Raw genomic sequence first — 23,507 nt, forward strand, 5'->3', positions numbered from 1 at the left:
GATCGTGACGATGGCGTGCTCTGCGCAGCGACATCGAGGAGGAGGCCGCAGGCCGGGGGACAGTCGCGGAGCAGAGTACGCCGTCGGCACGATCCCGAACCAACGCAGCCATCCCCAAACGAAAACTCAAAGAACGTCGGCCGCCTGCTCGAACGTCAGCCGCGGATTGCGGTTGAACTCCTTGCTGTGGTCCGCATACCCCAGGTTGATCAGGAAGTTGGCCTGGTACCGACCGTCTGGGAAGAACTCCGCATTCACCTTCGGAATGTCGAACCCGCTCATCGGGCCTACATCCAAACCTACCGCGCGCGCCGCCAGGATGAAGTAGCCGCCGCTCAGCGTGCCGTTGCGGGTGGCGGTGGCGGTGGCCATGGCCGGATTGCCTTCGAACATTTCCTTGGCGCCTTCGGCATGCCAGACCAGCGGCATGTTCTCGTAGAAGCGGGTGTCGGTCGCCACGATCACCGTGACCGGGGCCTGCGCCGTCTTCTCGGTATTGCCGCCCGACAGCGCGGGTGCCAGGCGGGCCTTCGCTTCGGGCGTGATCAGGAACACGTAGCGCGTCGGCTGGGTGTTCATCGAGGTCGGCGCCATCTTGGCCAGGTCGTAGGCCTGCCGCAGCAATTCGAGCGGCACCGGCTTGTCGAGGAAGCCGTTGGCGGTGCGGGCATTGTTGAACAGCAGGTCGAGGGCGGACGAATCGATGGTCATGGTGTGTGTGTGACGGGTGTGAGGAGGGACGAACGGATGTTCGGACAAAGGCGCAACAGCTTACCCGCTCGCCTTTTCCGCCGCCACGGTGTGCGCCGTGCCGCACACCGATGTTGGCCGATGGCTGACGCGCCCGGGACGCCGTTGGCGGCGATGCTGCATGCTCATTCCAATGCACGGAGAATCCATGAGCAACGACACCTCGGCCCACGACACGCTATGGGACCTGATCAAAGACATCAAGTTCGGCATGTTCACCCACCGCCACACCGACGGCAAGCTGCACAGCCACCCGCTGACCACGCAGAACCAGTCGATCGACGAAGGCGCGATGCTCTACTTCTTCGTGCCGAAGTCCGGCGAAGTGGCCACCCGCGTCGCGGCCGACGGCAACGTGAACCTGGCCTATGCCCACCCCGGCAAGGACAGCTACGTGTCGATCACCGGCACCGCCCGCATCTCGCAGGACCGCGCCACAATCGAGCGGCTGTGGAACAAGCAGGCCGAAGCCTGGTTCTCGGGTGGCGTGAACGACCCGGACCTGGGTCTGCTCGAAGTCCGCATCGAGGACGCCGAATACTGGGACGTGACCGACAGCAAGATGGTCCAGTTGCTGAAGATGGCCAAGGCCGCCGTCACCGGCACGCCGCCGGACTTGGGCGAGCACAAGACCCTGAAGGTGTCGTGATCCGCACCCGGTAGGCGCCCCGGCCCATGCAAAAAGCCGCACGCCGTGCGGCTTTTTGCTGGGCGTCCGCCGGTCAGTCCAGCGACAGGTTCGCGTTGCGGATCACGTCGCCGAAGCGCTTGGACTCGCTGGCGATGAACGCGTTGAACTGCTCGCGCGTCTGCGGGAACGGCTCATAGCCGAAGCTCAGGAACTTCTCCTTCGCGTCGGGCGCGGCCAGCGCCTCTTCCACGTCGCGCTTGATCTTGTCGGTCACCGCGGCGGGCAGGCCGCGCGGCGCGGCGATGGCGTTCCAGCCGATCACCTCGAAGTTGGCCGGGCCGCCGGATTCGGCGACCGTCGGCACGTCTTCGTAGCCGACGGTGCGTTTGGGCGCCGCCACGGCCAGCAGCTTGATCTTGCCGGCGCGGTACAGCGGCCCCGCGGTGGCGCTGGAGCCGAGCGCGAAAGCCAGCTCGCCGGTCGCGACCGAGGTGTAGAGCTGGGTCGTTTCCTTGTAGATCACATGCTCCATCTGGGTGCCGGTGACCGCCTCGAACAGCTCCGAGCCCAGGTGCACCGGATTGCCCACCGACCAGGATCCGTAGTTGAGCTTGCCGGGGTTCTTCTTGGCGTCGGCGATCAGGTCGCCCACCGTCTTGTACGGGCTGGAGGTGGGAACCGTGAAGAAGAAGTAGGTGCGGAACATCGGCAGGATCGGATCGAAATCCTTTTCCGCGTCGTAGGGCAGCTTCTTGAACAGGGCCGGGTAGGCGGCCAGGTGCACGTTGTCGAGCTGGATCAGGTCGTGGCCGTCCTTGGCGCCGCGCTTGAACGCATCGATCGCGATGAAGCCGTTGCCGCCCGGGCGGTTCTCGACCACCACCGGCTGGCCCCATTTGCGCGACAGCTTGTCGGCCACCAGCCGCGCCAGGCCGTCGGGGCCGCCGCCGACCGGGAACGGGGTGATGATCCGCACTGGCTTGGTGGGCCAGGCGGCCGCGGCCTGCGCCCAGGCGCCGCCGGTGGCCAGGAGGCCCGCCAGGCCGAGGGCCGCGCAGCCCAGGACGCGGCGGGTGAAGGGGTGGTCTTGTGCCATGTTGTCTCCGTTGTGGTCTCGTTGAGGAAAAAAAATCGGGTCAGTCGACGCTGGCGCCGGAATCCTTCACCACCTTGCCCCACTTGGCGGTCTCGGTCTTGATGAACTCGGCGAACTGCGCGGGTTTCTCGGCATAGGGCTCGGCGCCCTGTTCGCTCAGGCGCTTCTTCAGGTCGGCGGAGGCCAGCACCTTGATCAGCGCCGCGTCGATCTTGTCGACCACGTCGGCCGGCGTCTTGGCCGGGGCGAACAGGCCGAACCACGAAGTCGCCTCGTAGCCCGGCAGGCCGGCCTCTGCGATGGTCGGCACGTCGGGCAGCTCGGGCGAGCGCTTGGCGGTGGTCACCGCGATGGGCCGCAGCTTGCCCGAGCGCACATGCTGCATCGCCGAGGGCAGGTTGTCGAACATGATCGCGATCTGGTTGCCGAGCAGGTCGGCCACAGCCGGCGCGCTGCCCTTGTAGGGGATGTGCACCATGTCGACCTTGGCCATGCTCTTGAACAGCTCGCCCGACAGGTGGATCGAGCTGCCGTTGCCGGACGACCCGAAGTTGACCTTGCCCGGGTTCGCCTTGGCATAGGCGATCAGCTCGGGCACCGTCTTGAACGGCTGCTGCGGGTTGGCGACCAGCAGGTTGGGCACGTTGGCTACGCGCGAGATCGGCGCGAAATCCTTGATGTGGTCGAAGGGCATCTTGGGATAGAGCGCCGCGTTGATCGCATGCGTGCCCACGGTGCCCATCAGCAGGGTGTAGCCGTCGGCCGGGGCGCGCGCCACCAGCTGGCTGCCGATGTTGCCGCCCGCGCCGGCGCGGTTGTCGACGATGACCTGCTGGCCCAGTTCGGTGCCCAGCGCCTGGCCGACCAGGCGGGCCAGGATGTCGGTGGTGCCCCCGGCCGCGAAGGGCACGACGATGGTGATCACCTTGTTCGGATAGGCGGCCTGGGCCGAGGCGGTGGCCGGCAGGCCGGCGAGGCCGGCCATGCCTGCGGCCAGCGCGAGGACGGCGGAGCGGCGTCGGAGCGAAGAAGTGGATGCGAGCGTCTTCATTGGTTGTATCCCTGGATGGTGGTTGAAATTCGGAATCGGCGCATGCGGGTCAGACCCCGGCGACGCCGACGGTCATGCCGCCGCAGACGTACAGCACCTGGCCGGTGACGAAGCCGCTGCGGGCGTCGAGCAGGTAGGCAGCGGCGTGGGCGATGTCCTCGGGCGTGCCGACGCGCTTGACCGGCACCGCGTCGATGATCGCGCGGGTGCGCGGCGCGTCGGGCGGGTTGGCGCGGTCGAACAGCTCGGTGCGGATCGGGCCGGGGCCGATCGCGTTGGCGGTGATGCCGTGCACGCCCAGCTCCAGCGCCCAGACCCGGGTCATGCCGATCAGGCCGGCCTTGGTGGCGGAGTAAGCGGTGCGCAGCTCCTTGCCCAGCGCCGCGCGCGACGACATGTTGACGATGCGGCCGAAGCCCGCCGCCTGCATGCCCGGCAGCAACGCCTGCATGCACTGCAGCGCGCAGCGCAGGTTGAGCGAGACGGCCAGGTCGAACTCGTCGAGCGTCTGCGTTTCGGCCGAGGCCGGGCAGACGATGCCGACGTTGTTGACCAGCCGGGTGATCGGCCCGCCGGCGAGCGCCTGGCGCAGCGCCTCGGCGGTGGCGGCCACGTCGGACAGGTCGGCGCGGATGCCGTCGCCGGCGCGGTCGACGACGACCGGCTCGTAGCCGTCGGCGTAGCAGCGCTCGGCGGTGGCGGCGCCGATGCCGGCGGCGCCGCCGGTGATCAGTACGCGCTCGCGGACACGGCCGGAGGAAGGAGAAACAGGGTTGTTCATGTCGATGGATTCCAGCGGGCCCGGCGCCGTGCCGGGGCCCGCGATGCGGTCTGGACCGGGCGCAGCCGCCACCGCCTCAGCGGGGCGCCTGCGTGCGGAGAAAACTGCCGAGCGCGTCGTCGAACGCTTCGGGCGCTTCCAGGTTGGAGAGATGCGACGCCGGCACTTCGACCAGCTGCGCGCCGGGAATCGCCGCCCGCATCGCCTGCGCGTCGGCCACGGTGGTGACCGGGTCGGCGGTTCCGGCGATCAGCAGGGTCGGCACCCGGATGCCGCCGATCTGCGGGCGCAGGTCGGCATGGGCCAGGGCCTCGCAGCAGGCGGCATAGCCCTCGGGCGGAATGCCGGCGATCCAGGCCTGCGCCTGTCGCACCACGGCGGGCTGCGCCGCGGAGAATGCGTCGGTGAACCAGCGGCCGGGCGACGAGGCGGCCAGCTCGGCCATCGCCGCCGTGCCCTTCTCGCGCACCAGGGCGGCGCGCGACAGCCAGCCTTCGGCGGTGCCGATGCGGGCGGCGCTGTTGGCGACCACCAGGTGGTTCAGCCGGTCGCCCGCATGGACGCCGAGCCACAGCCCGGTAAAGCCACCCATCGAGATGCCGCAGAAGCTGGCGCGCGGGATGCCGAGCGCATCCAGCAGCGCGACCACGTCGCCGCCCAGCCGGTCGAAGCCGTAGGGCCCGGGGGTGACCTCGCTGCCGCCGTGGCCGCGGGTGTCGTAGCGCAGCACCCGCCAATCGCGCGCGAAGCGCTCGGCCTGCGCGTCCCACATTTCCAGCGTGGTGCCGAGCGAGTTGGAGAACACCAGCACCGGCGCATCGGCCGGGCCGTCCAGCCGGATGCGGAAGCGGCCGGCGGCGGTGTCGACGGTGGAGGCTCCGGAGCCGGCGACCATGTTCATACCCGCTCGAGCACCACGGCGATGCCCTGCCCCACGCCGATGCACATGGTGCAGAGCGCATAGCGGCCGCCGGTGCGGTGCAGCTGGTTGACCGCGGTGGTGGCCAGCCGCGCGCCGGAGGCGCCCAGCGGATGGCCGAGCGCGATCGCGCCGCCGTAGGGGTTGACGCGCGGGTCGTCGTCCTGCAGGCCCAGGAGGCGCAGCACGGCCAGGCCCTGGGCGGCGAAGGCTTCGTTCAGCTCGATCACGTCCATCTGCTCCAGCGTCAGGCCGGTGAGCTGCAGCACCTTCTGGGTGGCGGGTGCGGGGCCGATGCCCATCACCCGGGGCGGCACGCCGGCCGTCGCCATGCCGACCACCCGGGCCCGCGGCGTCAGGCCGTGCGCCCTGGCGCTGGCCTCGTCGGCCAGCAGCAGGGCCACCGCACCGTCGTTCACGCCGCTGGCGTTGCCGGCCGTGACCGTGCCGCCCTCGCGCACCACGGGCTTGAGCTTGGCGAGCGTCTCCATCGTGGTGTCGCGCGGATGCTCGTCCTTGCCGACCACCACCGCGTCGCCCTTCTTCTGCGGGATGGTGACCGGCACGATCTCGCTGTCGAAATGGCCGGCCTTCTGCGCGGCCACCGCCTTCTGCTGCGAGGCGAGCGCCATGCGGTCCTGCGCCTCGCGTTCGATACCGTAGTCGTCGGCGACGTTCTCGGCCGTCTCCGGCATCGAATCGACGCCGTACATCTGCCTCATCAGCTTGTTGACGAAGCGCCAGCCGATGGTGGTGTCGTAGACCGCGTTGGCGCGGCTGAAGGCGCTCTCGGCCTTGGGCATGACGAAGGGCGCGCGGCTCATGCTCTCGACGCCGCCGGCGATCATCAGGCCGGCCTCGCCCGACTTGATCGCGCGGGCCGCGGTGCCCAGCGCGTCCAGGCCCGAGCCGCACAGGCGGTTGATCGTGGCGCCGGGCAGGTCGGTCGGCAGGCCGGCCAGCAGCGAGGCCATGCGGGCGACGTTGCGGTTGTCCTCGCCGGCCTGGTTGGCGCAGCCGTAGAGCACGTCGGTGACGGCCGCCCAGTCGACGTTCGGGTTGCGGGCCATCAGGGCCTTGAGCGGCACGGCGCCCAGGTCGTCGGTGCGCACGCTGGAGAGCGCGCCGCCGTAGCGGCCGAAGGGGGTGCGAACCGCGTCGCAGATGAAGGCGTGGGTGGTCATGGGTGTGTTTCCAGTGAGGGGAAAAAGCGGGTCAGAACGTGGCCTGGGCGGCGGCGATCGGCAGGCCGACCAGCGTTTCGAGCTCGGCGTGCGACAGGCCGTCGACCACGTCGACCAGGCGGAGGCCCTCGGGCGTGCATTCCAGGGTGGCGATGTCCGAGTAGATGCGCTTGACGCAGCCGATGCCGGTCAGCGGGTAGGTGCAGTCCCGGACCACCTTGCTCGCGCCCTGCTTGGTCAGCAGGTCCATCATCACCCAGGTCTGCTTGGCGCCGATGGCCAGGTCCATCGCGCCGCCGACCGCGGGAATCGCGCCCTCCTCGCCGGTGCTCCAGTTGGCCAGGTCGCCGGTGGCCGAGACCTGGAAGGCGCCCAGCACGCAGATGTCCAGGTGGCCGCCGCGCATCATCCCGAAGCTGTCGGCATGGTGGAAGAAGGCGCCGCCCGGCAGCAGCGTGACCGGCGCCTTGCCGGCGTTGATCAGGTCGTAGTCCTCGGCGCCCGCGGCCGGGGCCGGGCCCATGCCCAGGATGCCGTTCTCGCTCTGCAGGATCACCTCGCGGCCCGCCGGGATGTGGTTGGCCACCAGCGTCGGCTGGCCGATGCCCAGGTTGACGTAGGCACCGTCGTGGATGTCCTGGGCGACGCGCTGGGCCAGTTCGTCCTTGCTACGCTTTTTATAGCTACTCATCGTTTACTCCTGCCGGCCGGAAGCCGATTTCATGCAGATTTCTTGAAACCGCCGGCCTGGGTGGCCACCCGGTCGATCTTCACGATCTTGCTGACGTAGATGCCGGGGGTGACGATGGCCTCCGGGTCCAGCTGGCCCAGCTCGCGGATCTCGTGCACCGTGGCGATGGTCTGCTTGGCCGCGGTGGCCATCACCGGGCCGAAGTTGCGCGCGGCCATGCGGTAGGTCAGGTTGCCCCAGCGGTCGCCGGCCTCGGCCTTGATCAGCGCCACGTCGGCATAAATCGGGTACTCGAGCACGTAGTGCTTGCCGTCGATCTCGCGGGTTTCCTTGCCCTTGGCCAGGTCGGTGCCGTAGGCGGTGGGGCAGAAGAAGGCGCCGATGCCGGCGCCCGCGGCGCGGATCCGCTCGGCCAGGTTGCCCTGCGGCACCAGCTCCAGCTCCAGCTTGCCGCTGCGGTAGAGCGCGTCGAACACGTGGCTGTCGACCTGCCGCGGGAAGCTGCAGATGATCTTGCGCACCTGGCCGGCCTTCAGCAGCGCGGCCAGGCCGGTGTCGCCGTTGCCGGCGTTGTTGTTGACGACGGTCAGGTCCTTGGCGCCGTGCGCGATCAGGCCGTCGATCAGCTCGTTGGGGTTGCCCGAGGTGCCGAAGCCGCCGATGAGCACCGTGGCACCGTCCTGTACGTCGGCCAGGGCCTCGGCCACGCTGGCGGCGATCTTGTCGATCATGTGTTTCTCCAAACGGCCCTGCGCAGGCCCGGGATGTGGGGCGCCGCGCAGCCTGCACGACCGGTGGCACCCTCAAATGTTCTTATAACGAACTTATGTTCGTATAATGAATTTCAAAGTTTACGCCGCGATCGGCCCTCACGGTATTCCCCTGCCCGGCAATAGCCCATGGTTTTCCCTAATACATCCGGTGATATTCCTCCCAAGCCGGGCGACAGCTACGTGCAGTCGTTCGCCCGCGGGCTGGAGGTGATCCGCAGCTTCAGCGCCGAGGCCCGGCGCCAGACGCTGACCGAGGTCGCCGCCCGTACCGGCCTGACCCGCGCCGGCGCCCGCCGCATCCTGCTGACGCTGCAGACGCTGGGCTACGTGGAGAGCGACGGCCGGCTGTTCCGGCTCACGCCGCGCATCCTCGACCTGGGATTCGCCTACCTGTCGTCGATGCCGATGTGGGACGTGGCCGAGCCGCTGATGGAAGATCTGGTGGAGCGGGTGAAGGAGTCGTGCTCGGCCGCGGTGCTGGAGGGCAGCGACATCGTCTACGTGCTGCGGGTGCCGACGCACAAGATCATGAAGATCAACCTGGGCGTCGGCTCCCGGCTGCCCGCCTGCGTCACCTCGCTCGGCCGGGTGCTGCTGGCCGCCCTGCCCGACGAGGAGGTCCGTGCGCGGCTGGAAGGCTCCCGCCGCACCGCCTACACCCCGCACACCGTCACCGACGTGGACGCCCTGATGGACCGGGTGCGCCAGGCGCGCAGCCAGGGCTGGTGCCTGCTGGACCAGGAACTGGAGGAAGGCCTGGTCTCGATCGCCGCCCCGGTGACCGACCGCGCCGGCCGCACGGTGGCGGCGATCAACGTGAGCGGGCAGATCAACCGCACCGGGCTGGAGGTGCTGCAGCACGACGTCCTGCCGCAGCTGCGCGCCGCGGCGGCGGCCATCTCGCAGCGGCTGCAGGCGCGCGGCGGCTAGCACCACGCCCGTGCTAGGCTGGGCGGATGTTCCAGCCCTCCCAACAGGACGTGCGCAGATTCTTCTGCGCGGTGTACGACAAATCGCGCACCGGCGCGCCGATGGAAGCCATCGAGACCCTGGCCGCCCTCTGGGTCGACGAGCACCCCGAGTACCACGCCGACCTGGCCGACGTCGATGCCGCCCTGCTCCGCGTCTACGCGGGCGCCGACCGCGAGAACCCGTTCCTGCACCTGTCGATGCATCTCAGCATCAGCGAGCAGGCATCGATCGACCAGCCGCGCGGCATCCGCCAGGCCGTCGAGCTGCTGGCCGCGCGCTGCGGCTCGCTGCACGAGGCGCACCACGAAGTGATGGAGAGCCTGGGCACCATGCTGTGGGAGAGCCAGCGCTCCGGCCGCCCGCCCGACGGCGCCGCCTACGTCGCAGACGTCCAGCGCCGCGCCACACGCGACTGACGGCAGCGCCCGATGCATCCCGACGCCAAGACCTTGTGGAAGGCGCCTCAGTGGGCGCTGGCCGTGCTGCTGGCGGTGCTCGGCATGCTGGGGCCGTTCTCGATCGACACCTACATCCCGGCGTTCTCGGGCATTTCGAAGGCGCTGGGCGCCTCGCCGGTGGAGATGCAGCAGACGCTGTCGGCCTACCTGTTCGGCTTCGCCTTCATGAACCTGTTCCACGGCGCGTTGGCCGACAGCTTCGGCCGGCGGCCGGTGGTGCTGTGGGGCATCGCGGTGTTCACCCTGGCCTCGGCCGGCTGCGCGCTGGCGCAGACGGTGGAGCAGCTGGTGCTGTTCCGCGCGCTGCAGGGCCTGTCGACCGGCGCGGGCATCGTGGTGTCGCGCGCGGTGATCCGCGACATGTACCCGCCGGCCCAGGCGCAGAAGGTCATGAGCCAGGTGACGATCTACTTCGGCGTGGCGCCGGCGATCGCGCCGATCGTCGGCGGCTGGCTCTTCGTGCACCTGGGCTGGCACAGCATCTTCTGGTTCCTGACGGCGGTGGGCGTGGCGCTGTGGTTCTTCAACTTCCGGCTGCTGCCCGAGACGCTGCACGTCGACCAGCGCCAGCCGTTCCGGGTGCCGCACCTGCTGCGCGGCTACTGGGCGCTGGGATCGAGCCCGCGTTTCCTGCTGCTGGCGCTGGCCAGCGGCGTGCCGTTCAACGGCATGTTTCTGTACGTGCTGGCGGCGCCGGCTTTCCTGGGCGACCACCTGCGGCTGGCGCCGACGCAGTTCTTCTGGTTCTTCCTGCTCAACATCGGCGGGATCATGTGCGGCGCCTGGACCAGCGGCCGCCTGGCCGGCCGCGTGGCGCCCAAGCGGCAGATCCGGCACGGCTTCCTGATCATGCTGGTGACGGCGCTGGCCAACCTCGTCGCCAACATGCTGTTCCAGGCGCATGCGCTGTGGGCCATCTGGCCGATCGCCTTCTATGCCTTCGGCTGGGCGCTGGTGGTGCCGGTGGTGACCCTGCTGGTGCTGGACCTGCACCCCGAGCGGCGCGGCATGGCGTCGTCGCTGCAGGCGGTGATCGGGTCGGCGTCGAACGGCGTGGTGGCCGGCGTGCTGGCGCCGCTGGTGATGCACTCGACCGTGCTGCTGGCGACCGCGTCGCTCTGCATGATGGGCGTCGGCCTCGTGGCATGGATGGTCGTGCACCGGGCCTGGCCCGAGATAGGCCGCGCGGTCGCCGAACACTGAGCGCCGCCATGCGACAATTCCAGCGGGGGGCCGTTAGCTCAGTTGGTTAGAGCAGAGGACTCATCGAAAAATGGTGACCCTGGCGCGAGAGCGCCAGTGGAAAACCGGGTGAATTCAGGGAAACCGTCGGCCTTGCAAGAGGTATCACGGCAATCCTGAGCCGAGCCCGCCGAAGGCAGGTCGCGAGACCGGTAGGCGGGAAGGTGCAGAGACTAGGGTGCGAGGAGCCGATCCGATAAGCACCCCACGAGCGCCCGGCGCCCGAACGCGCGACAGACCTTCATGGTGGTCGCGGCGCGGGCGATGAGATAGTCCAGGGAGCAGGGAAACCTGCACGAACCCGAATCCTTTGGTCGTTGGTTCAAGTCCAACACGGCCTACCACCCCATTGTCTGCAGACCCCTGCAGCCATCCGTATCCGCTGAAAACGCCCCTGCTCGTCTACCAGTCGGGGCTTTTTTGCATGCAACGTGCGGATGACAAGCCGAGGACTTTGGCGGCGGGGCATCACGCCCACGGTCAGGCCACACCCAGGCGCTTGACGCCGCCGTACGTACCGCGCCTGCGACCAGCAGCGCTACGCAGCCAGGCCGGCCCTGGATTCGAGAACCGCGCGTGCCGCCCGCTATGGGCACGGTAGGCAGCGCCAATTGGCGTTTTGGTCGGCGTGCCGCGATCCTCCAGCATCCGACGAATATCCTGCCGGCCAACGGCCGGATGCGCCCAGCCGCTCTACAACAAATCACCATGTCCTCCCCCGTCCCGGCAACCACGCCCATGATCTCTTCCGGCCTCGGCCTTGGCCCCGGTGCCGACCAGCACCCCGACACTGCATCGGCTCTAGACCGAAGCGCCATGCGCCAAGGCGACCGTGTGATGCTTTTCGCCGTACTGGTCAGCTTCGTCGGTGCCCTCGTCCTGGCGAGCCAGCAGCCGGCCACGGGGACGGCAGTCCTCGGCACAGCCGTGCTGGCGGGCGTCGCCGGCGTGGCGTTCTTCCTCTTCGGCGGAACGCTGGCGTCGCGCCTTGCCATCACCGCCGTGCAGGTGGCGTTGGTCGCCCTGCACATCCAGCTGGCGGCCGGCGCGATAGAGCTGCATTTCGGTGTGTTCGTGACGCTCGCGCTTCTGCTGGTCTACCAGGATTGGCGCGTAGTCGTCTTTGCAGCCGCGCTGTTCGCCGTTCACCATGTCCTGTTCGACCGCCTGCAGGCGGCGGGCCTCCCCATCTACTGCACGCCGGAACCCGACTTCGCCAAAGTGCTGCTGCACGCCTTCTACGTGGTGGTGCAGACAGGTGTGGAAGTGCTGCTGTGCATCCGTATGAAGCGGCTGTCCGACGAAGGGCGCGAGCTGTCGGCGCTGGTGGCGGCGATGGACAAGTCCGAGGGTGTCGACCTCGACATCGGACGGGTGCCGATTCGCATGCCTCAGGCGCGCAAGCTGGCCGTGGCGATTGGCCGTGTGAACGATGCGGTCGTCGAGGTCCGCGACGCGACTGCGGCGATGGAATCGGCCACCTCCGAGCTTGCAGGAGACAGCGAACGCCTGCGGGACCGCTCAGCGCGGGTCACGGACAACCTGGAGAAGACGGCGTCGAGCATCGAGGAGATTGCCGCGACCGTGACCCGGTCCCGCGACGCCGCACGCGATGGGCATGCCGCTGCACTTCGCGCCGCGGATGCGACGGCCACTGGCAGCACCCTGATGCGCGACATGGCGGACCGCATGAGCGGCATTGCGCAAAGCTCGCAGAGCATCGGCAACATCGTCGCTCTGATCGACGGCATTGCGTTCCAGACCAACATTCTGGCGCTGAATGCGGCGGTGGAGGCCGCCCGAGCGGGCGATCACGGGCGGGGCTTTGCCGTGGTGGCGGCAGAGGTGCGCAGCCTGTCGCAGCGCAGCGCACTGGCCGCCCGCGAGATCAAGACATTGATCGATACGTCGAGCATCCAGGTGAACCAGGGCGGCGCGATCATGGGCGATGTGGATCAGGCCATGGCCGGCATCGGCAACACGGTGGAACAGACGACGGCCTTGATGAAGGCCATCGACCTGGCGGCCGCCGAGCAGCAGGCCGGCATCGACCATGTGAACGAATCGGTCGCGCAAATCGAATCGATGACGCAGCAAAATGCCCAACTCGCGACGGCGTCGGCAGCCTCCGCGCTTCGGATGCAGGACCAGATAGCCCGACTGTCCCGGGCTGTCCAAGCGTTCCATTCGAGCGGAACGGCTTCGGTCGAGTCAGGAGCGAATTTTTTTGCGAGAGTCCTGCCCGCATAGGCCTCGCGAACAAACAAGGGTGCTAGGTGGGCGCCCCTTTTTCTCGGTCACGGGCACAGGCCGGCGCCGCTTCAGCCAGACCGCGCAGCGAGCCGAAGACTAGGCCGCTGCGTTTTTCTTGCGGTAGCGGCAGACCCTGCTGCTGCCGTCGACGAATTCGAGGTTTTGCGGGTCGGGTTGGCGGAACTGGAAGAGCCGTAGAAATTGGCCTTCCGAGCGCCCACGCTGCGCATGCACGCAGCAACCCCGCACAAGGTACACGCAATAATCCATACATCTGGCATCATGGATATATGGACCAAACAATTGCGCTTTCGGGACTGGCCGCACTCTCTCAGGTCACGCGCCTGGATACCTTTCAACTGCTGGTGCGTCACGCGCCCGCTGGCTTGCCGGCCGGCGAAGTGGCACGGCAGCTCGATATTCCGCAGAACACCATGTCGGCACACCTATCGACGCTCGCGCGGGCGGGCCTCGTGGTGTCGGAGCGGCATAGCCGCTCCATCGTCTATCGCGCCGACCTCGACCAGTTGCGCGCACTGATGTTGTTTCTCGCCAAGGATTGCTGTGGTGGCAATCCGGCTCTGTGCGCCCCGCTCGTCGCCGACTTGGCTCGCTGCTGCTGAAAGGCCGATATGCCCGTCTACCCTGTGCCCCCTGCAGAAGCTGCAGCATCTGGCCCTGCGGACATCGTGATCTACCACAACCCCGCATGTGCTACGTCACGCAACACCCTGGCAATGATTCGCGCGACCGGCATCGAGCCGCATGTGGTCGAGTATGTGAAGACGCCTCCATCGCGCGCTCTGCTGCAGCAACTCGTCCAGCGCGCGGGCCTGACGGTCAGAGCGCTATTGCGGGAGAAGGGCACGCCCTATGCGGAGTTGGGGCTGCAAGACCCGTCGCTGTCGGACGACCAACTGTTCGACGCAATGGTGGCGCACCCGATCCTCATCAACCGGCCGTTGGTGGTGACGCCCGCGGGGGTTCGACTGTGCCGGCCCTCGGAGCTGGTGCTCGAACTGCTGCCAGGCGCCCTGCCCCCTGATTTTCACAAGGAAGACGGCGAGCGGGTCACCAACGCAAACGGGGAGCGCACGGTATGAGCGCTATACCGTCGACGCCCTCAAGGCCCCAGGTCCGCCTCTCCTTCCTGGACCGATTTCTGACGGTGTGGATCTTCGCAGCGATGGCGCTCGGCATCGCACTCGGTACGCTGTTCGATGGCCTACCTGCAGCACTCGACCGCATGTCCGTCGGGACCACCAACATTCCGATTGCTATCGGCCTCATCTTGATGATGTATCCGCCCCTGGCGAAGGTACGCTATGACGAGCTGCACCGCGTGTTCCAGGACAAACGCATCCTGGCGCTCTCGTTGTTGCAGAACTGGGTCATCGGGCCGCTACTGATGTTCGGTCTGGCGGTACTGTTTCTGCACGACCAGCCTGAATACATGACGGGCCTGATTTTGATCGGACTGGCCCGTTGCATCGCGATGGTGCTGGTGTGGAACCAGCTGGCGGGCGGCGACAACCAGTACGTGGCCGGCCTGGTCGCGCTCAACTCGCTTTTTCAGATCGTGTTTTTCAGCGTGTTCGCCTGGATCTTTCTCACGTGGCTACCGCAGGTGCTGGGCCTTGGCGGGCAGGTGATCGATGTGGGCTTCTGGACCATCGCGCAAGCGGTATTGATCTACCTGGGCATTCCGTTCCTCGCCGGATTCCTGACCCGGCGGATGCTGGTCGAATCGAAGGGCGCACAGTGGTACTCCGAGCGATTCCTGCCACGGATCGGACCGATCACGCTGGCTGCGCTGCTGTTCACCATCGTGGCGATGTTCAGCCTCAAGGGTGCGGACGTGGTACGCCTGCCGCTCGACGCGGTGCGCATCGCGATCCCGCTGGCAATCTACTTCGTCGTGCAGTTCCTCATCAGCTTCGCCATGGGCCGGTGGATCGAAGCGGACTACCCCCGCACCACCGCCATCGCCTTCACTGCGGCGGGCAACAACTTCGAGTTGGCCATTGCGGTGGCGATTGCGACTTTCGGCCTGGCATCGCCCGTGGCCTTCGCTGCAGTCATCGGGCCGCTGGTGGAGGTGCCTGTGTTGATCCTGCTGGTGCACATCTCGCTGTGGCTGGGCCGCCGATATTTCCCTCAGGGCACCCACGCTCATCCGGTAGGGAATTGAGGCTGACGCTACGGATACTTTCTGGCCCGTCTCCCTTGCCAGCACTCGACCGTACGCATGCATGTCGGCGAACGGCCGAGGGGTGGCAGACGACACGGCGCCACTGCACAACCTGCCGCTCCAAGGCTGTTTGCACGAACGCCCCTTCTTGCGGCTGTGGGTGGGCAAGGCTGCGCGGCTGCCGCAGTTCTCTGGTGGGCAGACCCGCATCCTTGCCTCATCGGTCTTGCCGCCCGCATCCCGACCTGGTCGCCGGGGACAAGAATCCGGCGGTGCAGGAGCTGCGAGAGCCCCGAGCGGCGCTCAGGCCGGCTATGTCCGTGCAGTGCGCAGGAACGGCGCGACCATGTCGGCCTCCAGGGGCCGCGACATGAAGTAGCCTTGCGCGCCGTCGCATCCGGCCGCGGCGGCCAGGGCCAGTACCTGCTCGGTCTCCACGCCTTCGGCCAAGACCCGGTAGCCGAGCGACTTGGCCATCGTGACGATCGAGCGGAACAGCCGCAGCGACGTCGCATCGCTCGCGATCGGGCCTACGAGGCTCCGGTCGATCTTCATCAGCGTGGCGGGCAGGTCCTGCAGCGCCCCGAGATTGCTGTAGCCGACGCCGAAATCGTCCAGCGCGATGTGCACGCCCAGAGAATGCAGCACCCGCAGCGTTTCCACCGCCTTCTTCTCGGTCATCATGGCCGTCTCGGTGCACTCGATATGGATCTGGTCGGCGGTCAGTCCGACGCTCTGGAACGCCTGCTGGAACCGCTGCAGAAAGTCGGGGCTGTCGAGATTGCGCGCGGAGATGTTGACGGCCACCGCGATATCGAACCCTTCGCGCCTCCACTGGGCCTGCTGTGCGAAACCCGTCGCCAGCACCCACTGGGTGACACTGTGGATCAGGGACGTTCCCTCGATCAGCGGAATGAAGACCGCGGGCGATATCGGCCCCAGCTCCGGATGGTCCCAGCGCAGCAGGGCTTCCACGCTGCGGTACCGGCGTCGGCCGAGGTCGAGCTTGGGCTGGTACACCAGCCGCAGCCGGCCATCCGCCAGATGGATCGGCAAGTCCCTGAGCAGGGAGAAGGTCCTGCGGTACTCCGCATCGAGCGCATGACGGTGCCACACGATCAGCTGCTCGGCCAGCTCGGCTTCGTACAGTGCCGCCGAGGCGCAGCGCAGTGCGTCACCGGCCTGCCGGTCGCTCAACCGGAAATTCACCGCGCCCGCACAGGCCTGCAGCTCGATCACCACGCCGTTCGACTCGAACGGCTCCCGCATCCTGCGCACCAGCGATTCGGCCGTGGGCAGATGGCCGTCGATCGCGCCGTCGACCAGCAGGGCGAAGCGGGTCTCGGACACATGGTAGGTGCGCGCACCGGCCGGCGCGATGGACTGCAAGAGCGCGGCAACGTCGCGCAGCGTCCGTTCGAGCGGGGCGATACCGACGGCGCGCACCGCACGCTGGACCTCGGTCGGATGCATGATCTCGAGCAGCACCAGCGAGCGGGTCGCGTCGGGCTCGATCTGGCACAGGTCGGCCAGATCCACCGAGAGCTGGCTGCGGTTGGGCAGGTTGGTGACGTCGTTGCGGCGGCCGATGCCCAGCTGCAGGTCGATCTCGGTCATGGCCATGCGGGCCAGCAGCACCAACTGCTCGACTTCTGTAGCGGAAAAGGACCGCGCCTGCGGCCCGGCGATGCAGAAGGTGCCGATGACGAAACCCGAGCCGGTGACCAGCGGCGCCCCCGCGTAGAACCGGATGTGGGGGTCCCCCTGCACCATGGCATTGGCGGCCAGGGCGGGATCGGCATGCGCATCCTCGATGACGACGGTGGAGGCCTTCTGGACCGTCAGATCGCAGAAGGTACCGGCCCGCGGAAGATCGGTGACCGACACGCCCACGCTTGCCTTCAGCCATTGCCAGTGCGCGTCGAGCAAAGACACCAGCGCGATCGGGGTGCGGAACAGCGCGCTCGCCAGGCGTGCCAGATTCATGAGCGGTTCGTTGGCGGACGACTCCAACAGCCGCGCGGCCTGCACCACGGCAAGGCGGTCGCTTTCGCTCGCATCGATCGAAACAGAGGCAGGGTAGAGCTGCATGGCGTACACGGTGTTTCGGCAATTCCGTTGCCGACTTTAGGCAAAAAGCCTTCGTTTGCTCGAACCGCCTGTCGCCGTCTCTTCCTATCGGCGACTTTTGCTCCAGCGACCCTGGAAGGGACAAGGCGAGCAGTGATGCCGGATGCTGTGCGCGGCTTGCGGTATCGCGCGGGGTACACGCCAAGTTTTGCGGTGAATGGCAAAAGATTTGGCACGCGGCCCGAGACCGCCAATTTTTTGCTGCTAGAATACGAGGCTTAGCGGCTGTAGCTCAGTTGGATAGAGTACTTGGCTACGAACCAAGGGGTCGTGGGTTCAATTCCTGCCAGCCGCACCAAACGGATAGCCCTAGAACAGTGATGTTCTAGGGCTTTTTCCATTAGGCGCTGCCGTGCGGCCCCACCTCTCTGGGTGAGTTTTTCCACCCAGGTTCATTTTTCAGCCGTCCACCAGCGGTAGAACCGCCGTCCTACAGCGTGCCGGTAGCCGAGTGGGCTCAGGTCACAGGCCAATTGCAGACCAGTTGACATCGGGCAATGCTCGCAGCGCCGGCTTGGCAAGCAGGTAACCCTGGTACAGGTCGATGCCCAACGTGCGAAGGAAGTCGAACTCCGCCCGCGTCTCCACGCCCTCGGCAAGCACCCGGACGCCCAGTTCGTTGCAGATCCGCACGATGCCGCCTACGACGATCTGCCGTTCGCGATGCACATCGATGCCGCGCAACAAGGCCATGTCGATCTTGATGATGTCGGGCACGAACTCGACCAGAAAGTCGAAGCCCGCATAACCGGCGCCGAAATCGTCGATCGCGGTGGTGAAGCCCCGTTGCTCGTAGTCGCGGAAGATCGATTTGAGATGTGCCAAGTCGGACGACTGCTCGCTCTCGGTCACCTCGAACATGATCTGCTCGGCCGGGAACGCGCACTTCTTGGCTGTGGCCAGCGTGAGCCGGATGCAGGCCTCGGCCCGGTAGACGGCATTGGGCAGGAAGTTGATGCTGAGCATGCTCTTCATGCCGAGTTCGGATGCCTGCTCGATCGCTTTGACACGGCACGTCTGGTCGAACGAGTACCGGTTCTGGTCGGTCACTTGGGAAAGGACGCTCATTGCACCTTCGCCGCCCGGCCCTCGGACCAGTGCTTCGTGCGCGAACACCGATCGGTTGGACACCTGCACTATGGGCTGAAAGGCCATGGCGAAATCGAAACCGAGCGCCGACACATTGCGGCAGCCCTCACAACCTGAGGGCATCGACGATGCCTTGTCTGGGTTCATAGTCAGTTTAGTTTCACAAAATGTTGACCCCCGGTTAAAGCAGAGGCTTCACGTACAGCTGCGACTGGTTGTACGCCTTCAAAACGGAATACTCGCACCACCTCGGTCAGACGTGCAGCTTGGTGACGCAAGCTTTCGGCGGCGGCAGCGCTCTCCTCCACCATTGCGGCGTTCTGTTGGGTCGACTGGTCGAGTTCGACCACCGCGCCGCTGACCATGCCGATGCCCTTGGTCTGCTCGAGAGTTGTGGCGCTGATCTCGTTGATCAAGTCCTCGACGCGCCGCACCTCGCTCACTATCTCGCCCATTACAGCTCCTGCAGCTGTCACCTGGCGAGAGCCGGCCTCGACCTTTTCGACGCTACCTTCGATGAGCGCCTTGATTTCGTGGGCCGCTGCCGCGCTGCGCTGCGCCAGGCTGCGCACCTCGCTGGCGACCACCGCGAAACCGCGGCCCTGTTCGCCCGCCCGGGCCGCTTCCACCGCAGCATTCAGCGCCAGGATGTTGGTCTGGAAGGCAATCCCGTCTATTACGCCGATGATGTCGCCGATCTTGCGCGAGCTCCCGCTGATGTCTTCCATGGTGGACACCACCTGACCAACGACCTCGCCGCCCCGGGCAGCGGCCGCACTGGCCGACGAAGCGAGCTGGGCCGCCTGCCGCGCGGTATCGGCGTTGTTTTGAACCGATGCGTTCATCTGCTCCATCGATGCCGAAGTCTGCTGCAGGCTCGAGGCCTGCCGCTCGGTCCTGTGGGACAGGTCTGCGTTTCCGGATGCGATCTCGATCGATCCGGTAGCGATCGAATCGGACGCCTGGCGCACGTCGCCCACGACCTGGGCCAGGCTGCGCTGCATCGCGCCGAGCGATGCCAGGACGCTACCCACCGGCGCGCGGTCGGCACCGGCTACCGGCTGGAGGTCGCCTTCCGAAACCCGGCGTGCCGCACCGCCCAAGGCATCCGGCTCCGCGCCCAGCTGCCGTGTGATGCTTCTCGATATCCAGGATGCGAGGGCGATCCCGAGCGCCAGCGAAAGCGCCAGAGCTACCAGCATCACGGCCAAGAAACCCGAAGCTTGCGCCAGGGCGATCTTGTTCTTCGCCTGCACGCGTTCTTCTTCGAAGTCGATCAGCTGGTTGATCGCTGCGAGCCACTGCACGTACTGCGGCTTCGCCTGGGTCCACAGTGTGCTCTGCGCCGCGGCGACATCGCCCTTCGCGGCCTGCTCGACGATCGACTGCGTCGTCGCGACTGCCTTCGATTCGATGGTCTGGATCGCTCCATACAACCTGCGCAGTTCGGCGGCGTCCGCCGAGGGACCGATCAGCTTTTCGAGCGGGCCCGCCGACTCGGCATAGAAGCTCGCCAGCCGCTGGATGGTGTCCACCTCGGCCTGCCGCTCTGCAGCATTTGCGGCCAGCACCACGTCGCGGGTGGCGATGGCCCGGTCATGCGCAGAGCCGCGGAAATTTATGGCGTAGCGCTGGATGCTTGTGTGCTCCTCGCTGTTGGCCCGTAGGGCATCGTCGATGCTGCGGACCTTGGTGATCGCGACCACTGCGACCACCACCAGAATGGCCAGCAGTAGGCCGAAGCCCGTCGCAAGTCGCTTAGCAACAGTAAGGCTATGAAATTTCATCGGAGTAGGAGCAAGCAAGTAAGTACCTGGAAATCTGCGCCTCATCAGTGTGCATGCAAACCATGAACGGAATGTAAGTACCGTATCGAAAGCATGCGCTCCGCTGGGGCTTCCCACGATCTACAAGCTCTGTGCGGGCGAGAAGACGCAGTGGCTGATGCCTGGGGCAAGCCGTCCACCGCCAGCGCGCGGTCGAGACCCCGCCCCGCCTGCCCGCTAAATGGGTCGGTTTAACGACGCCGCCGGCCAGGCGGAAAGCCAGGCCTGGTGCGGGCCGCGCAGGGGTTCAGCGGGTTGCGGCGGTGACGGGAAATGACGGCTTTTGCATGGCCGCGACGAGCGGTGAGCGAAGGGAGTGCCATCAGGGCGTTTCCCTCAATTCCGGGAAGGGGTCGGGAAAAGCCTAATCTTCCTAACCACCCCTGAAAAACGCACGTAAGTCGTTGATCCTTAAGGCGATAGGTAGTTAGGGTTGAAACCTAATCCGACATAACCTCAAACCTATTTTTTCTCGTAAGTGGTTGATCTACATAGACTTTTTCCAAGCGCGAAATTGGGCTTCCCCCAGTTTCCCGGACGCTTTGCCTAGCCCTTTAAGCGCTGCCGCTCCTCGAATTGAACCGGGCTGAGGTAGTTCAATTTTGAGTGTTTCCTGAACGGGTTGTAGAAACGCTCGATGTAATCGAAGACGTCGGCCCTGGCCTGCTCCCTGGTGCGGTAGACCGTACGAGCGCAGCGCTCGGTTTTCAACGTCGAGAAGAAGCTCTCCATGGCTGCGTTGTCCCAGCATTCACCACGCCGGCTCATGCTGCAAGTGATGTTCTGGCTCTTCAGCAACTGCTGGAACTCGTCGCTGGTGTACTGACTGCCCTGGTCCGAGTGGTGCATAAGTGCAGCAGGTTTGCCTCGACGCCACAAGGCCATCAGCAGAGCATCGCTCACCATCCTGGCCTGCATGGTGTCGCTCATCGACCAGCCCACGATGCGCCTGGAATACAAGTCCATCACCGCCGCGGCGTAGAGCCAGCCTTCGGCCGTCCAGATGTAGGTGAAGTCGGCGACCCACTTCTGGTTGGGCTCCAACGCTCCAAACTCTCGCTGCAGATGGTTCAGCGCGATGTGGTTCTCCAGCCTGGCCGCACCGTCTCCAGGAAGCCTGCGCCGCTTGCGCCTGGCCTGCAGGTTGGCCAGCTTCATCAGCCGTGCCACACGGTTGATGCCGCATTGCTCGCCGGCGGCCCTCAGGTCGTGCCACACCCATGGGCTGCCGTAGGTTCGGTCGCTAAGCTCGAAGCTCTCTTGAATGCTGCGTGTAAGCCTTGCATCGGATACGCTGCGCTCGCTGGCAGCCCTGCCGAACCATTCGTAGAACCCGCTGGCCGAGACATTCATCGCACGGCTTTTTTTAGGATGTCGCGCTCCGTGGTGACCCGCCGTAGTTCTCGTTGAAGGCGCTCGACCTCAGAGGCCGACTCGCTGCGCAGCGGTTTGTTGGCCCGCATGTCCATGACACCGCCATGCTCCTGGCTGACCCAGCGTCGCAGCACGCTCTGCTCGATGCCGAGGTCCCTCGCAATGTGCGTGACCATCGCACCAGGCTGCTTGACCAGCTTCACTGCTTTCCGCTTGAACTCGTCCGTAAACGTTCTTCTCGTCCTTGGCATGTCTGCCTCCTAAACACATCATGTCATTCGATGTGTCCGGGAAACTGGGGGAAGCCCAGCGCGCAGAGATCGGCGATCGCATGTTCTCTTCGTAGCGTGCCATGGCGTTATCTCGACGGTCGATCGCAGGGATCTCGGGAATGGCCTTGGTACACTATCCGATGTGCCTCCGTAGCTCAGTGGATAGAGCGATCCCCTCCTAGAAATTTGGGCACCGGCAGGCGAAAGCCGCTGCGTGAATTGAGTCAAATTCGGTGAACCCTCTGGGCTGCAAGCCCGTGGCAACGCCGAGCCAAGCCCCTCGCGGGGAAGGTGTAGAGACTAGACGGCTCAGGCCTGCAGGGCGCACCGGCAACGGCGCGGTCCATGGTCAAGGCATAGTCCAGCCCACGAACACGCCAGATGTGGCGGCGAAAGCCGAAGTGGGACGAAGGGATAGGTCACAGGTCCGATTCCTGTCGGGGGCACCACAATTTTTCGGCGCAGTCATGCACAGTGCGGCAGCGGCCCCACCCTCGGCACGCCAGAGGGCGCGGTAGACGTGCTCAGCCGCAGCGGGCCCGCGTCACCACGCCTTGCGCGTCGGCATCGAGCGTCAGGCGCGACGCGTTGAACTCCATCGTCACGATTTGCCCGGGCCGCAGAACCCTGACGACCGCCGCGCCGGCGCGTCCCCGCGCCTCCTCGCCCAACCGCTGGTCGACTGTCTTGCCGACGGCGAACTGGGCATTGGCTGCATCGCAGATGGCGCCACCGGCGGGCACGGCGTCGATCGACGGCGCGGGCGCCAGGGAAGGCAGCCACGCACAGGCTTGCAGCGACACGCCGGCAAGCGCGCACAAGGCGAAAAGATGAGGTTTCATCGAAGGCATCCCATCGGACAAGGTCCAGGTGTATAGCCACACGCACGGCGTGGCAGCAAGCTTTATTGTGAACCGGCGTTGCGGCCCGACGGCGGCTGCAGGCCCGGCTGGCCGGACTGGTTCGACAGCGAACCCAGCGGCTCCCTGCGGTTCTGGTCGAGCATCAGCGCCCGCTGGCCGGCACGCTCCGGCACCGCTTCGCCGCGCTCGGCTGCCACGGCCTGCGCGTCGCGCCGCGCCCGCGGGCCGCTCAGCGCGCCGGAGCCCTGTTCGCGGCCTTGCACGCCCATGCCGGCACCACTGTTGACACCCGGGTTGACCGTGACACCCGGCCCCACGCCGCCCAGGCCCACGCCGCCCGTGCCACCATTGGCGGACGCGCTGCTGCCGCCCGCGGACGCGGCAGCAGCCGCACCCGGCGACACCTGGGCGAACGCGGCACCCGAAAGAAGGACCGCTGCGACCAATGCGCCGGTGCGGAATGACGGCCCGAAAGGCACGAATGGATAGTGGGAAATGGGCATGCATGTCTCCTGGCGACGGTGAAAGGGCAGTGGGCACCGCGATCGGCACCCGCCCGAGTCTGCAGCTCCTATGCCGCAGCCCTGCATCACATCGTCACAGAAGGCCGACGACGGTCGCCAGCTGCATCGGCTCGAATCCGCTCATCGCAACCGCGCTGGCGAGCGTGACGACCAGCATGGCCACGAACCGAAAGGCCGCTGTGCCGATCGACAGCTCGGCATCGGCCTCGTCGGACTGCCCGCGCCGCGACGGAATCTCGGACACGGGATAGGACGCATCGGGACTTGCGGAGTGGACATCGGACGGCATGGCGGCCTCGGCTGCGGTAGGTGGGTGGTGAAGCCGCAGGCAGCCCAAAAGCGCATGTGGCCGGAATGGGCTGGATCGTGGTCTTCGGCTCGATCCGTGGCGTTCGGACGATGCGGCGTCCCGCTGTGGGAACCGGCCGACACGCATC

Annotated in this window: 22 protein-coding genes, 1 tRNA gene and 1 pseudogene; 9 read left to right on the forward strand and 15 right to left on the reverse strand. The window is 66.6% G+C overall.

Annotation, left to right across the window (positions count from 1 at the left end; all coding sequences use genetic code 11):
- Nucleotides 1-126 precede the first annotated feature (126 nt).
- Nucleotides 127-711, reverse strand: coding sequence for a malonic semialdehyde reductase (locus ASE76_RS04020; RefSeq protein WP_055834940.1), 585 nt, complete (start codon nucleotides 709-711; stop codon nucleotides 127-129).
- A gap of 187 nt (nucleotides 712-898) precedes the next feature.
- Here ASE76_RS04020 and ASE76_RS04025 point away from each other — a divergent pair, with 187 nt between their 5' ends.
- Nucleotides 899-1,399, forward strand: a complete 501-nt coding sequence (locus ASE76_RS04025) for a pyridoxamine 5'-phosphate oxidase family protein (RefSeq protein WP_055834942.1) — start codon at nucleotides 899-901, stop codon at nucleotides 1,397-1,399.
- 73 nt (nucleotides 1,400-1,472) lie between these two features.
- Here the strand turns inward: ASE76_RS04025 and ASE76_RS04030 are convergent, their stop codons facing one another.
- The 7 genes from ASE76_RS04030 to ASE76_RS04060 form a co-directional block, all read right to left on the reverse strand.
- The gene (locus tag ASE76_RS04030) at nucleotides 1,473-2,477 is read right to left on the reverse strand and encodes a tripartite tricarboxylate transporter substrate binding protein (protein WP_055834945.1); all 1,005 of its coding nucleotides are present in this window, start codon (nucleotides 2,475-2,477) and stop codon (nucleotides 1,473-1,475) included.
- 40 nt (nucleotides 2,478-2,517) lie between these two features.
- Nucleotides 2,518-3,528 carry a tripartite tricarboxylate transporter substrate binding protein gene (locus ASE76_RS04035; RefSeq protein ID WP_082447892.1) on the reverse strand — a complete coding sequence of 337 codons (1,011 nt, stop codon included), beginning with the start codon at nucleotides 3,526-3,528 and terminating at the stop codon, nucleotides 2,518-2,520.
- 49 nt (nucleotides 3,529-3,577) lie between these two features.
- The gene (locus tag ASE76_RS04040) at nucleotides 3,578-4,309 is read right to left on the reverse strand and encodes an SDR family oxidoreductase (protein WP_055835649.1); all 732 of its coding nucleotides are present in this window, start codon (nucleotides 4,307-4,309) and stop codon (nucleotides 3,578-3,580) included.
- 76 nt (nucleotides 4,310-4,385) lie between these two features.
- On the reverse strand, nucleotides 4,386-5,210 hold the full coding sequence (gene pcaD, locus ASE76_RS04045) for a 3-oxoadipate enol-lactonase (protein ID WP_236698319.1): 825 nt from the start codon (nucleotides 5,208-5,210) through the stop codon (nucleotides 4,386-4,388).
- Nucleotides 5,207-6,412 carry a 3-oxoadipyl-CoA thiolase gene (pcaF, locus tag ASE76_RS04050; protein WP_055834948.1) on the reverse strand — a complete coding sequence of 402 codons (1,206 nt, stop codon included), beginning with the start codon at nucleotides 6,410-6,412 and terminating at the stop codon, nucleotides 5,207-5,209. Before pcaF ends, pcaD begins: the two co-directional genes overlap by 4 nt.
- A 31-nt stretch (nucleotides 6,413-6,443) precedes the next feature.
- On the reverse strand, nucleotides 6,444-7,103 hold the full coding sequence (locus tag ASE76_RS04055) for a 3-oxoacid CoA-transferase subunit B (protein ID WP_055834951.1): 660 nt from the start codon (nucleotides 7,101-7,103) through the stop codon (nucleotides 6,444-6,446).
- A gap of 29 nt (nucleotides 7,104-7,132) precedes the next feature.
- Entirely contained in the window at nucleotides 7,133-7,834 is a 702-nt protein-coding gene (locus tag ASE76_RS04060; protein WP_055834954.1) for a 3-oxoacid CoA-transferase subunit A, read from the reverse strand.
- Between the two features lie 168 nt (nucleotides 7,835-8,002).
- Between ASE76_RS04060 and ASE76_RS04065 the strand changes: the two genes are divergently transcribed.
- The 7 genes from ASE76_RS04065 (at nucleotide 8,003) to arsB (ending at nucleotide 14,992) form a co-directional block, all read left to right on the forward strand.
- Nucleotides 8,003-8,806 (forward strand): IclR family transcriptional regulator, encoded by an 804-nt coding sequence (locus ASE76_RS04065; RefSeq protein WP_055834957.1) that lies wholly within the window; start codon nucleotides 8,003-8,005, stop codon nucleotides 8,804-8,806.
- 26 nt (nucleotides 8,807-8,832) lie between these two features.
- On the forward strand, nucleotides 8,833-9,264 hold the full coding sequence (locus tag ASE76_RS04070; RefSeq protein WP_055834960.1) for a DUF1841 family protein: 432 nt from the start codon (nucleotides 8,833-8,835) through the stop codon (nucleotides 9,262-9,264).
- Nucleotides 9,265-9,276: 12 nt separating this feature from the next.
- The gene (locus ASE76_RS04075; RefSeq protein ID WP_055834963.1) at nucleotides 9,277-10,509 is read left to right on the forward strand and encodes a multidrug effflux MFS transporter; all 1,233 of its coding nucleotides are present in this window, start codon (nucleotides 9,277-9,279) and stop codon (nucleotides 10,507-10,509) included.
- A 627-nt stretch (nucleotides 10,510-11,136) separates the two neighbouring features.
- A complete protein-coding gene (locus tag ASE76_RS04080; protein WP_156362503.1) occupies nucleotides 11,137-12,798 on the forward strand; it encodes a methyl-accepting chemotaxis protein in 1,662 nt (553 codons plus the stop codon).
- Between the two features lie 293 nt (nucleotides 12,799-13,091).
- Nucleotides 13,092-13,424 carry a helix-turn-helix transcriptional regulator gene (locus ASE76_RS04085; RefSeq protein WP_055834969.1) on the forward strand — a complete coding sequence of 111 codons (333 nt, stop codon included), beginning with the start codon at nucleotides 13,092-13,094 and terminating at the stop codon, nucleotides 13,422-13,424.
- 9 nt (nucleotides 13,425-13,433) lie between these two features.
- On the forward strand, nucleotides 13,434-13,904 hold the full coding sequence (arsC, locus tag ASE76_RS04090; protein ID WP_055834972.1) for an arsenate reductase (glutaredoxin): 471 nt from the start codon (nucleotides 13,434-13,436) through the stop codon (nucleotides 13,902-13,904).
- The gene (gene arsB / locus ASE76_RS04095) at nucleotides 13,901-14,992 is read left to right on the forward strand and encodes an ACR3 family arsenite efflux transporter (RefSeq protein ID WP_055834975.1); all 1,092 of its coding nucleotides are present in this window, start codon (nucleotides 13,901-13,903) and stop codon (nucleotides 14,990-14,992) included. Before arsC ends, arsB begins: the two co-directional genes overlap by 4 nt.
- Before the next feature lie 312 nt (nucleotides 14,993-15,304).
- Here arsB and ASE76_RS04100 read toward each other — a convergent pair whose 3' ends face one another.
- Nucleotides 15,305-17,083 (reverse strand): sensor domain-containing phosphodiesterase, encoded by a 1,779-nt coding sequence (locus ASE76_RS04100; RefSeq protein WP_156362504.1) that lies wholly within the window; start codon nucleotides 17,081-17,083, stop codon nucleotides 15,305-15,307.
- 260 nt (nucleotides 17,084-17,343) lie between these two features.
- Between ASE76_RS04100 and ASE76_RS04105 the strand changes: the two genes are divergently transcribed.
- A tRNA-Arg gene (locus ASE76_RS04105) sits at nucleotides 17,344-17,420 on the forward strand.
- Nucleotides 17,421-17,584: 164 nt separating this feature from the next.
- On the opposite strand, the gene ASE76_RS04110 is transcribed toward ASE76_RS04105, so the two are convergent.
- From ASE76_RS04110 to ASE76_RS20395, 6 genes and pseudogenes are all read right to left on the reverse strand, one after another.
- Nucleotides 17,585-18,358, reverse strand: a complete 774-nt coding sequence (locus tag ASE76_RS04110; RefSeq protein WP_082447894.1) for an EAL domain-containing protein — start codon at nucleotides 18,356-18,358, stop codon at nucleotides 17,585-17,587.
- A gap of 2 nt (nucleotides 18,359-18,360) precedes the next feature.
- The gene (locus tag ASE76_RS04115; protein ID WP_055834981.1) at nucleotides 18,361-19,998 is read right to left on the reverse strand and encodes a methyl-accepting chemotaxis protein; all 1,638 of its coding nucleotides are present in this window, start codon (nucleotides 19,996-19,998) and stop codon (nucleotides 18,361-18,363) included.
- Between the two features lie 585 nt (nucleotides 19,999-20,583).
- Nucleotides 20,584-21,662: pseudogene (locus tag ASE76_RS04120) on the reverse strand (IS3 family transposase).
- Between the two features lie 545 nt (nucleotides 21,663-22,207).
- Complete coding sequence (locus ASE76_RS04130) at nucleotides 22,208-22,525, reverse strand: I78 family peptidase inhibitor (protein ID WP_082447896.1); 318 nt, start codon at nucleotides 22,523-22,525, stop codon at nucleotides 22,208-22,210.
- Between the two features lie 62 nt (nucleotides 22,526-22,587).
- On the reverse strand, nucleotides 22,588-23,049 hold the full coding sequence (locus ASE76_RS04135; RefSeq protein WP_156362505.1) for a hypothetical protein: 462 nt from the start codon (nucleotides 23,047-23,049) through the stop codon (nucleotides 22,588-22,590).
- Nucleotides 23,050-23,143: 94 nt separating this feature from the next.
- A complete protein-coding gene (locus tag ASE76_RS20395) occupies nucleotides 23,144-23,359 on the reverse strand; it encodes a hypothetical protein (RefSeq protein ID WP_156362506.1) in 216 nt (71 codons plus the stop codon).
- Between the last annotated feature and the right edge of the window lie 148 nt (nucleotides 23,360-23,507).

Origin of the sequence: Xylophilus sp. Leaf220 (assembly GCF_001421705.1) — a bacterium.
Taxonomy (GTDB): domain Bacteria; phylum Pseudomonadota; class Gammaproteobacteria; order Burkholderiales; family Burkholderiaceae_C; genus Xylophilus.

What these genes read in the sequence shown, in the direction of transcription:
- ASE76_RS04020 (WP_055834940.1), bottom strand. Translation starts at nt 711, where the DNA reads ATGACCATCGATTCGTCCGCCCTCGACCTGCTGTTCAACAATGCCCGC.
- ASE76_RS04025 (WP_055834942.1), top strand. Translation starts at nt 899, where the DNA reads ATGAGCAACGACACCTCGGCCCACGACACGCTATGGGACCTGATCAAA.
- ASE76_RS04030 (WP_055834945.1), bottom strand. Translation starts at nt 2,477, where the DNA reads ATGGCACAAGACCACCCCTTCACCCGCCGCGTCCTGGGCTGCGCGGCC.
- ASE76_RS04035 (WP_082447892.1), bottom strand. Translation starts at nt 3,528, where the DNA reads ATGAAGACGCTCGCATCCACTTCTTCGCTCCGACGCCGCTCCGCCGTC.
- ASE76_RS04040 (WP_055835649.1), bottom strand. Translation starts at nt 4,309, where the DNA reads ATGAACAACCCTGTTTCTCCTTCCTCCGGCCGTGTCCGCGAGCGCGTA.
- pcaD (WP_236698319.1), bottom strand. Translation starts at nt 5,210, where the DNA reads ATGAACATGGTCGCCGGCTCCGGAGCCTCCACCGTCGACACCGCCGCC.
- pcaF (WP_055834948.1), bottom strand. Translation starts at nt 6,412, where the DNA reads ATGACCACCCACGCCTTCATCTGCGACGCGGTTCGCACCCCCTTCGGC.
- ASE76_RS04055 (WP_055834951.1), bottom strand. Translation starts at nt 7,103, where the DNA reads ATGAGTAGCTATAAAAAGCGTAGCAAGGACGAACTGGCCCAGCGCGTC.
- ASE76_RS04060 (WP_055834954.1), bottom strand. Translation starts at nt 7,834, where the DNA reads ATGATCGACAAGATCGCCGCCAGCGTGGCCGAGGCCCTGGCCGACGTA.
- ASE76_RS04065 (WP_055834957.1), top strand. Translation starts at nt 8,003, where the DNA reads ATGGTTTTCCCTAATACATCCGGTGATATTCCTCCCAAGCCGGGCGAC.
- ASE76_RS04070 (WP_055834960.1), top strand. Translation starts at nt 8,833, where the DNA reads ATGTTCCAGCCCTCCCAACAGGACGTGCGCAGATTCTTCTGCGCGGTG.
- ASE76_RS04075 (WP_055834963.1), top strand. Translation starts at nt 9,277, where the DNA reads ATGCATCCCGACGCCAAGACCTTGTGGAAGGCGCCTCAGTGGGCGCTG.
- ASE76_RS04080 (WP_156362503.1), top strand. Translation starts at nt 11,137, where the DNA reads ATGGGCACGGTAGGCAGCGCCAATTGGCGTTTTGGTCGGCGTGCCGCG.
- ASE76_RS04085 (WP_055834969.1), top strand. Translation starts at nt 13,092, where the DNA reads ATGGACCAAACAATTGCGCTTTCGGGACTGGCCGCACTCTCTCAGGTC.
- arsC (WP_055834972.1), top strand. Translation starts at nt 13,434, where the DNA reads ATGCCCGTCTACCCTGTGCCCCCTGCAGAAGCTGCAGCATCTGGCCCT.
- arsB (WP_055834975.1), top strand. Translation starts at nt 13,901, where the DNA reads ATGAGCGCTATACCGTCGACGCCCTCAAGGCCCCAGGTCCGCCTCTCC.
- ASE76_RS04100 (WP_156362504.1), bottom strand. Translation starts at nt 17,083, where the DNA reads ATGCAGCTCTACCCTGCCTCTGTTTCGATCGATGCGAGCGAAAGCGAC.
- ASE76_RS04110 (WP_082447894.1), bottom strand. Translation starts at nt 18,358, where the DNA reads ATGAACCCAGACAAGGCATCGTCGATGCCCTCAGGTTGTGAGGGCTGC.
- ASE76_RS04115 (WP_055834981.1), bottom strand. Translation starts at nt 19,998, where the DNA reads ATGAAATTTCATAGCCTTACTGTTGCTAAGCGACTTGCGACGGGCTTC.
- ASE76_RS04130 (WP_082447896.1), bottom strand. Translation starts at nt 22,525, where the DNA reads ATGAAACCTCATCTTTTCGCCTTGTGCGCGCTTGCCGGCGTGTCGCTG.
- ASE76_RS04135 (WP_156362505.1), bottom strand. Translation starts at nt 23,049, where the DNA reads ATGCCCATTTCCCACTATCCATTCGTGCCTTTCGGGCCGTCATTCCGC.
- ASE76_RS20395 (WP_156362506.1), bottom strand. Translation starts at nt 23,359, where the DNA reads ATGCCGTCCGATGTCCACTCCGCAAGTCCCGATGCGTCCTATCCCGTG.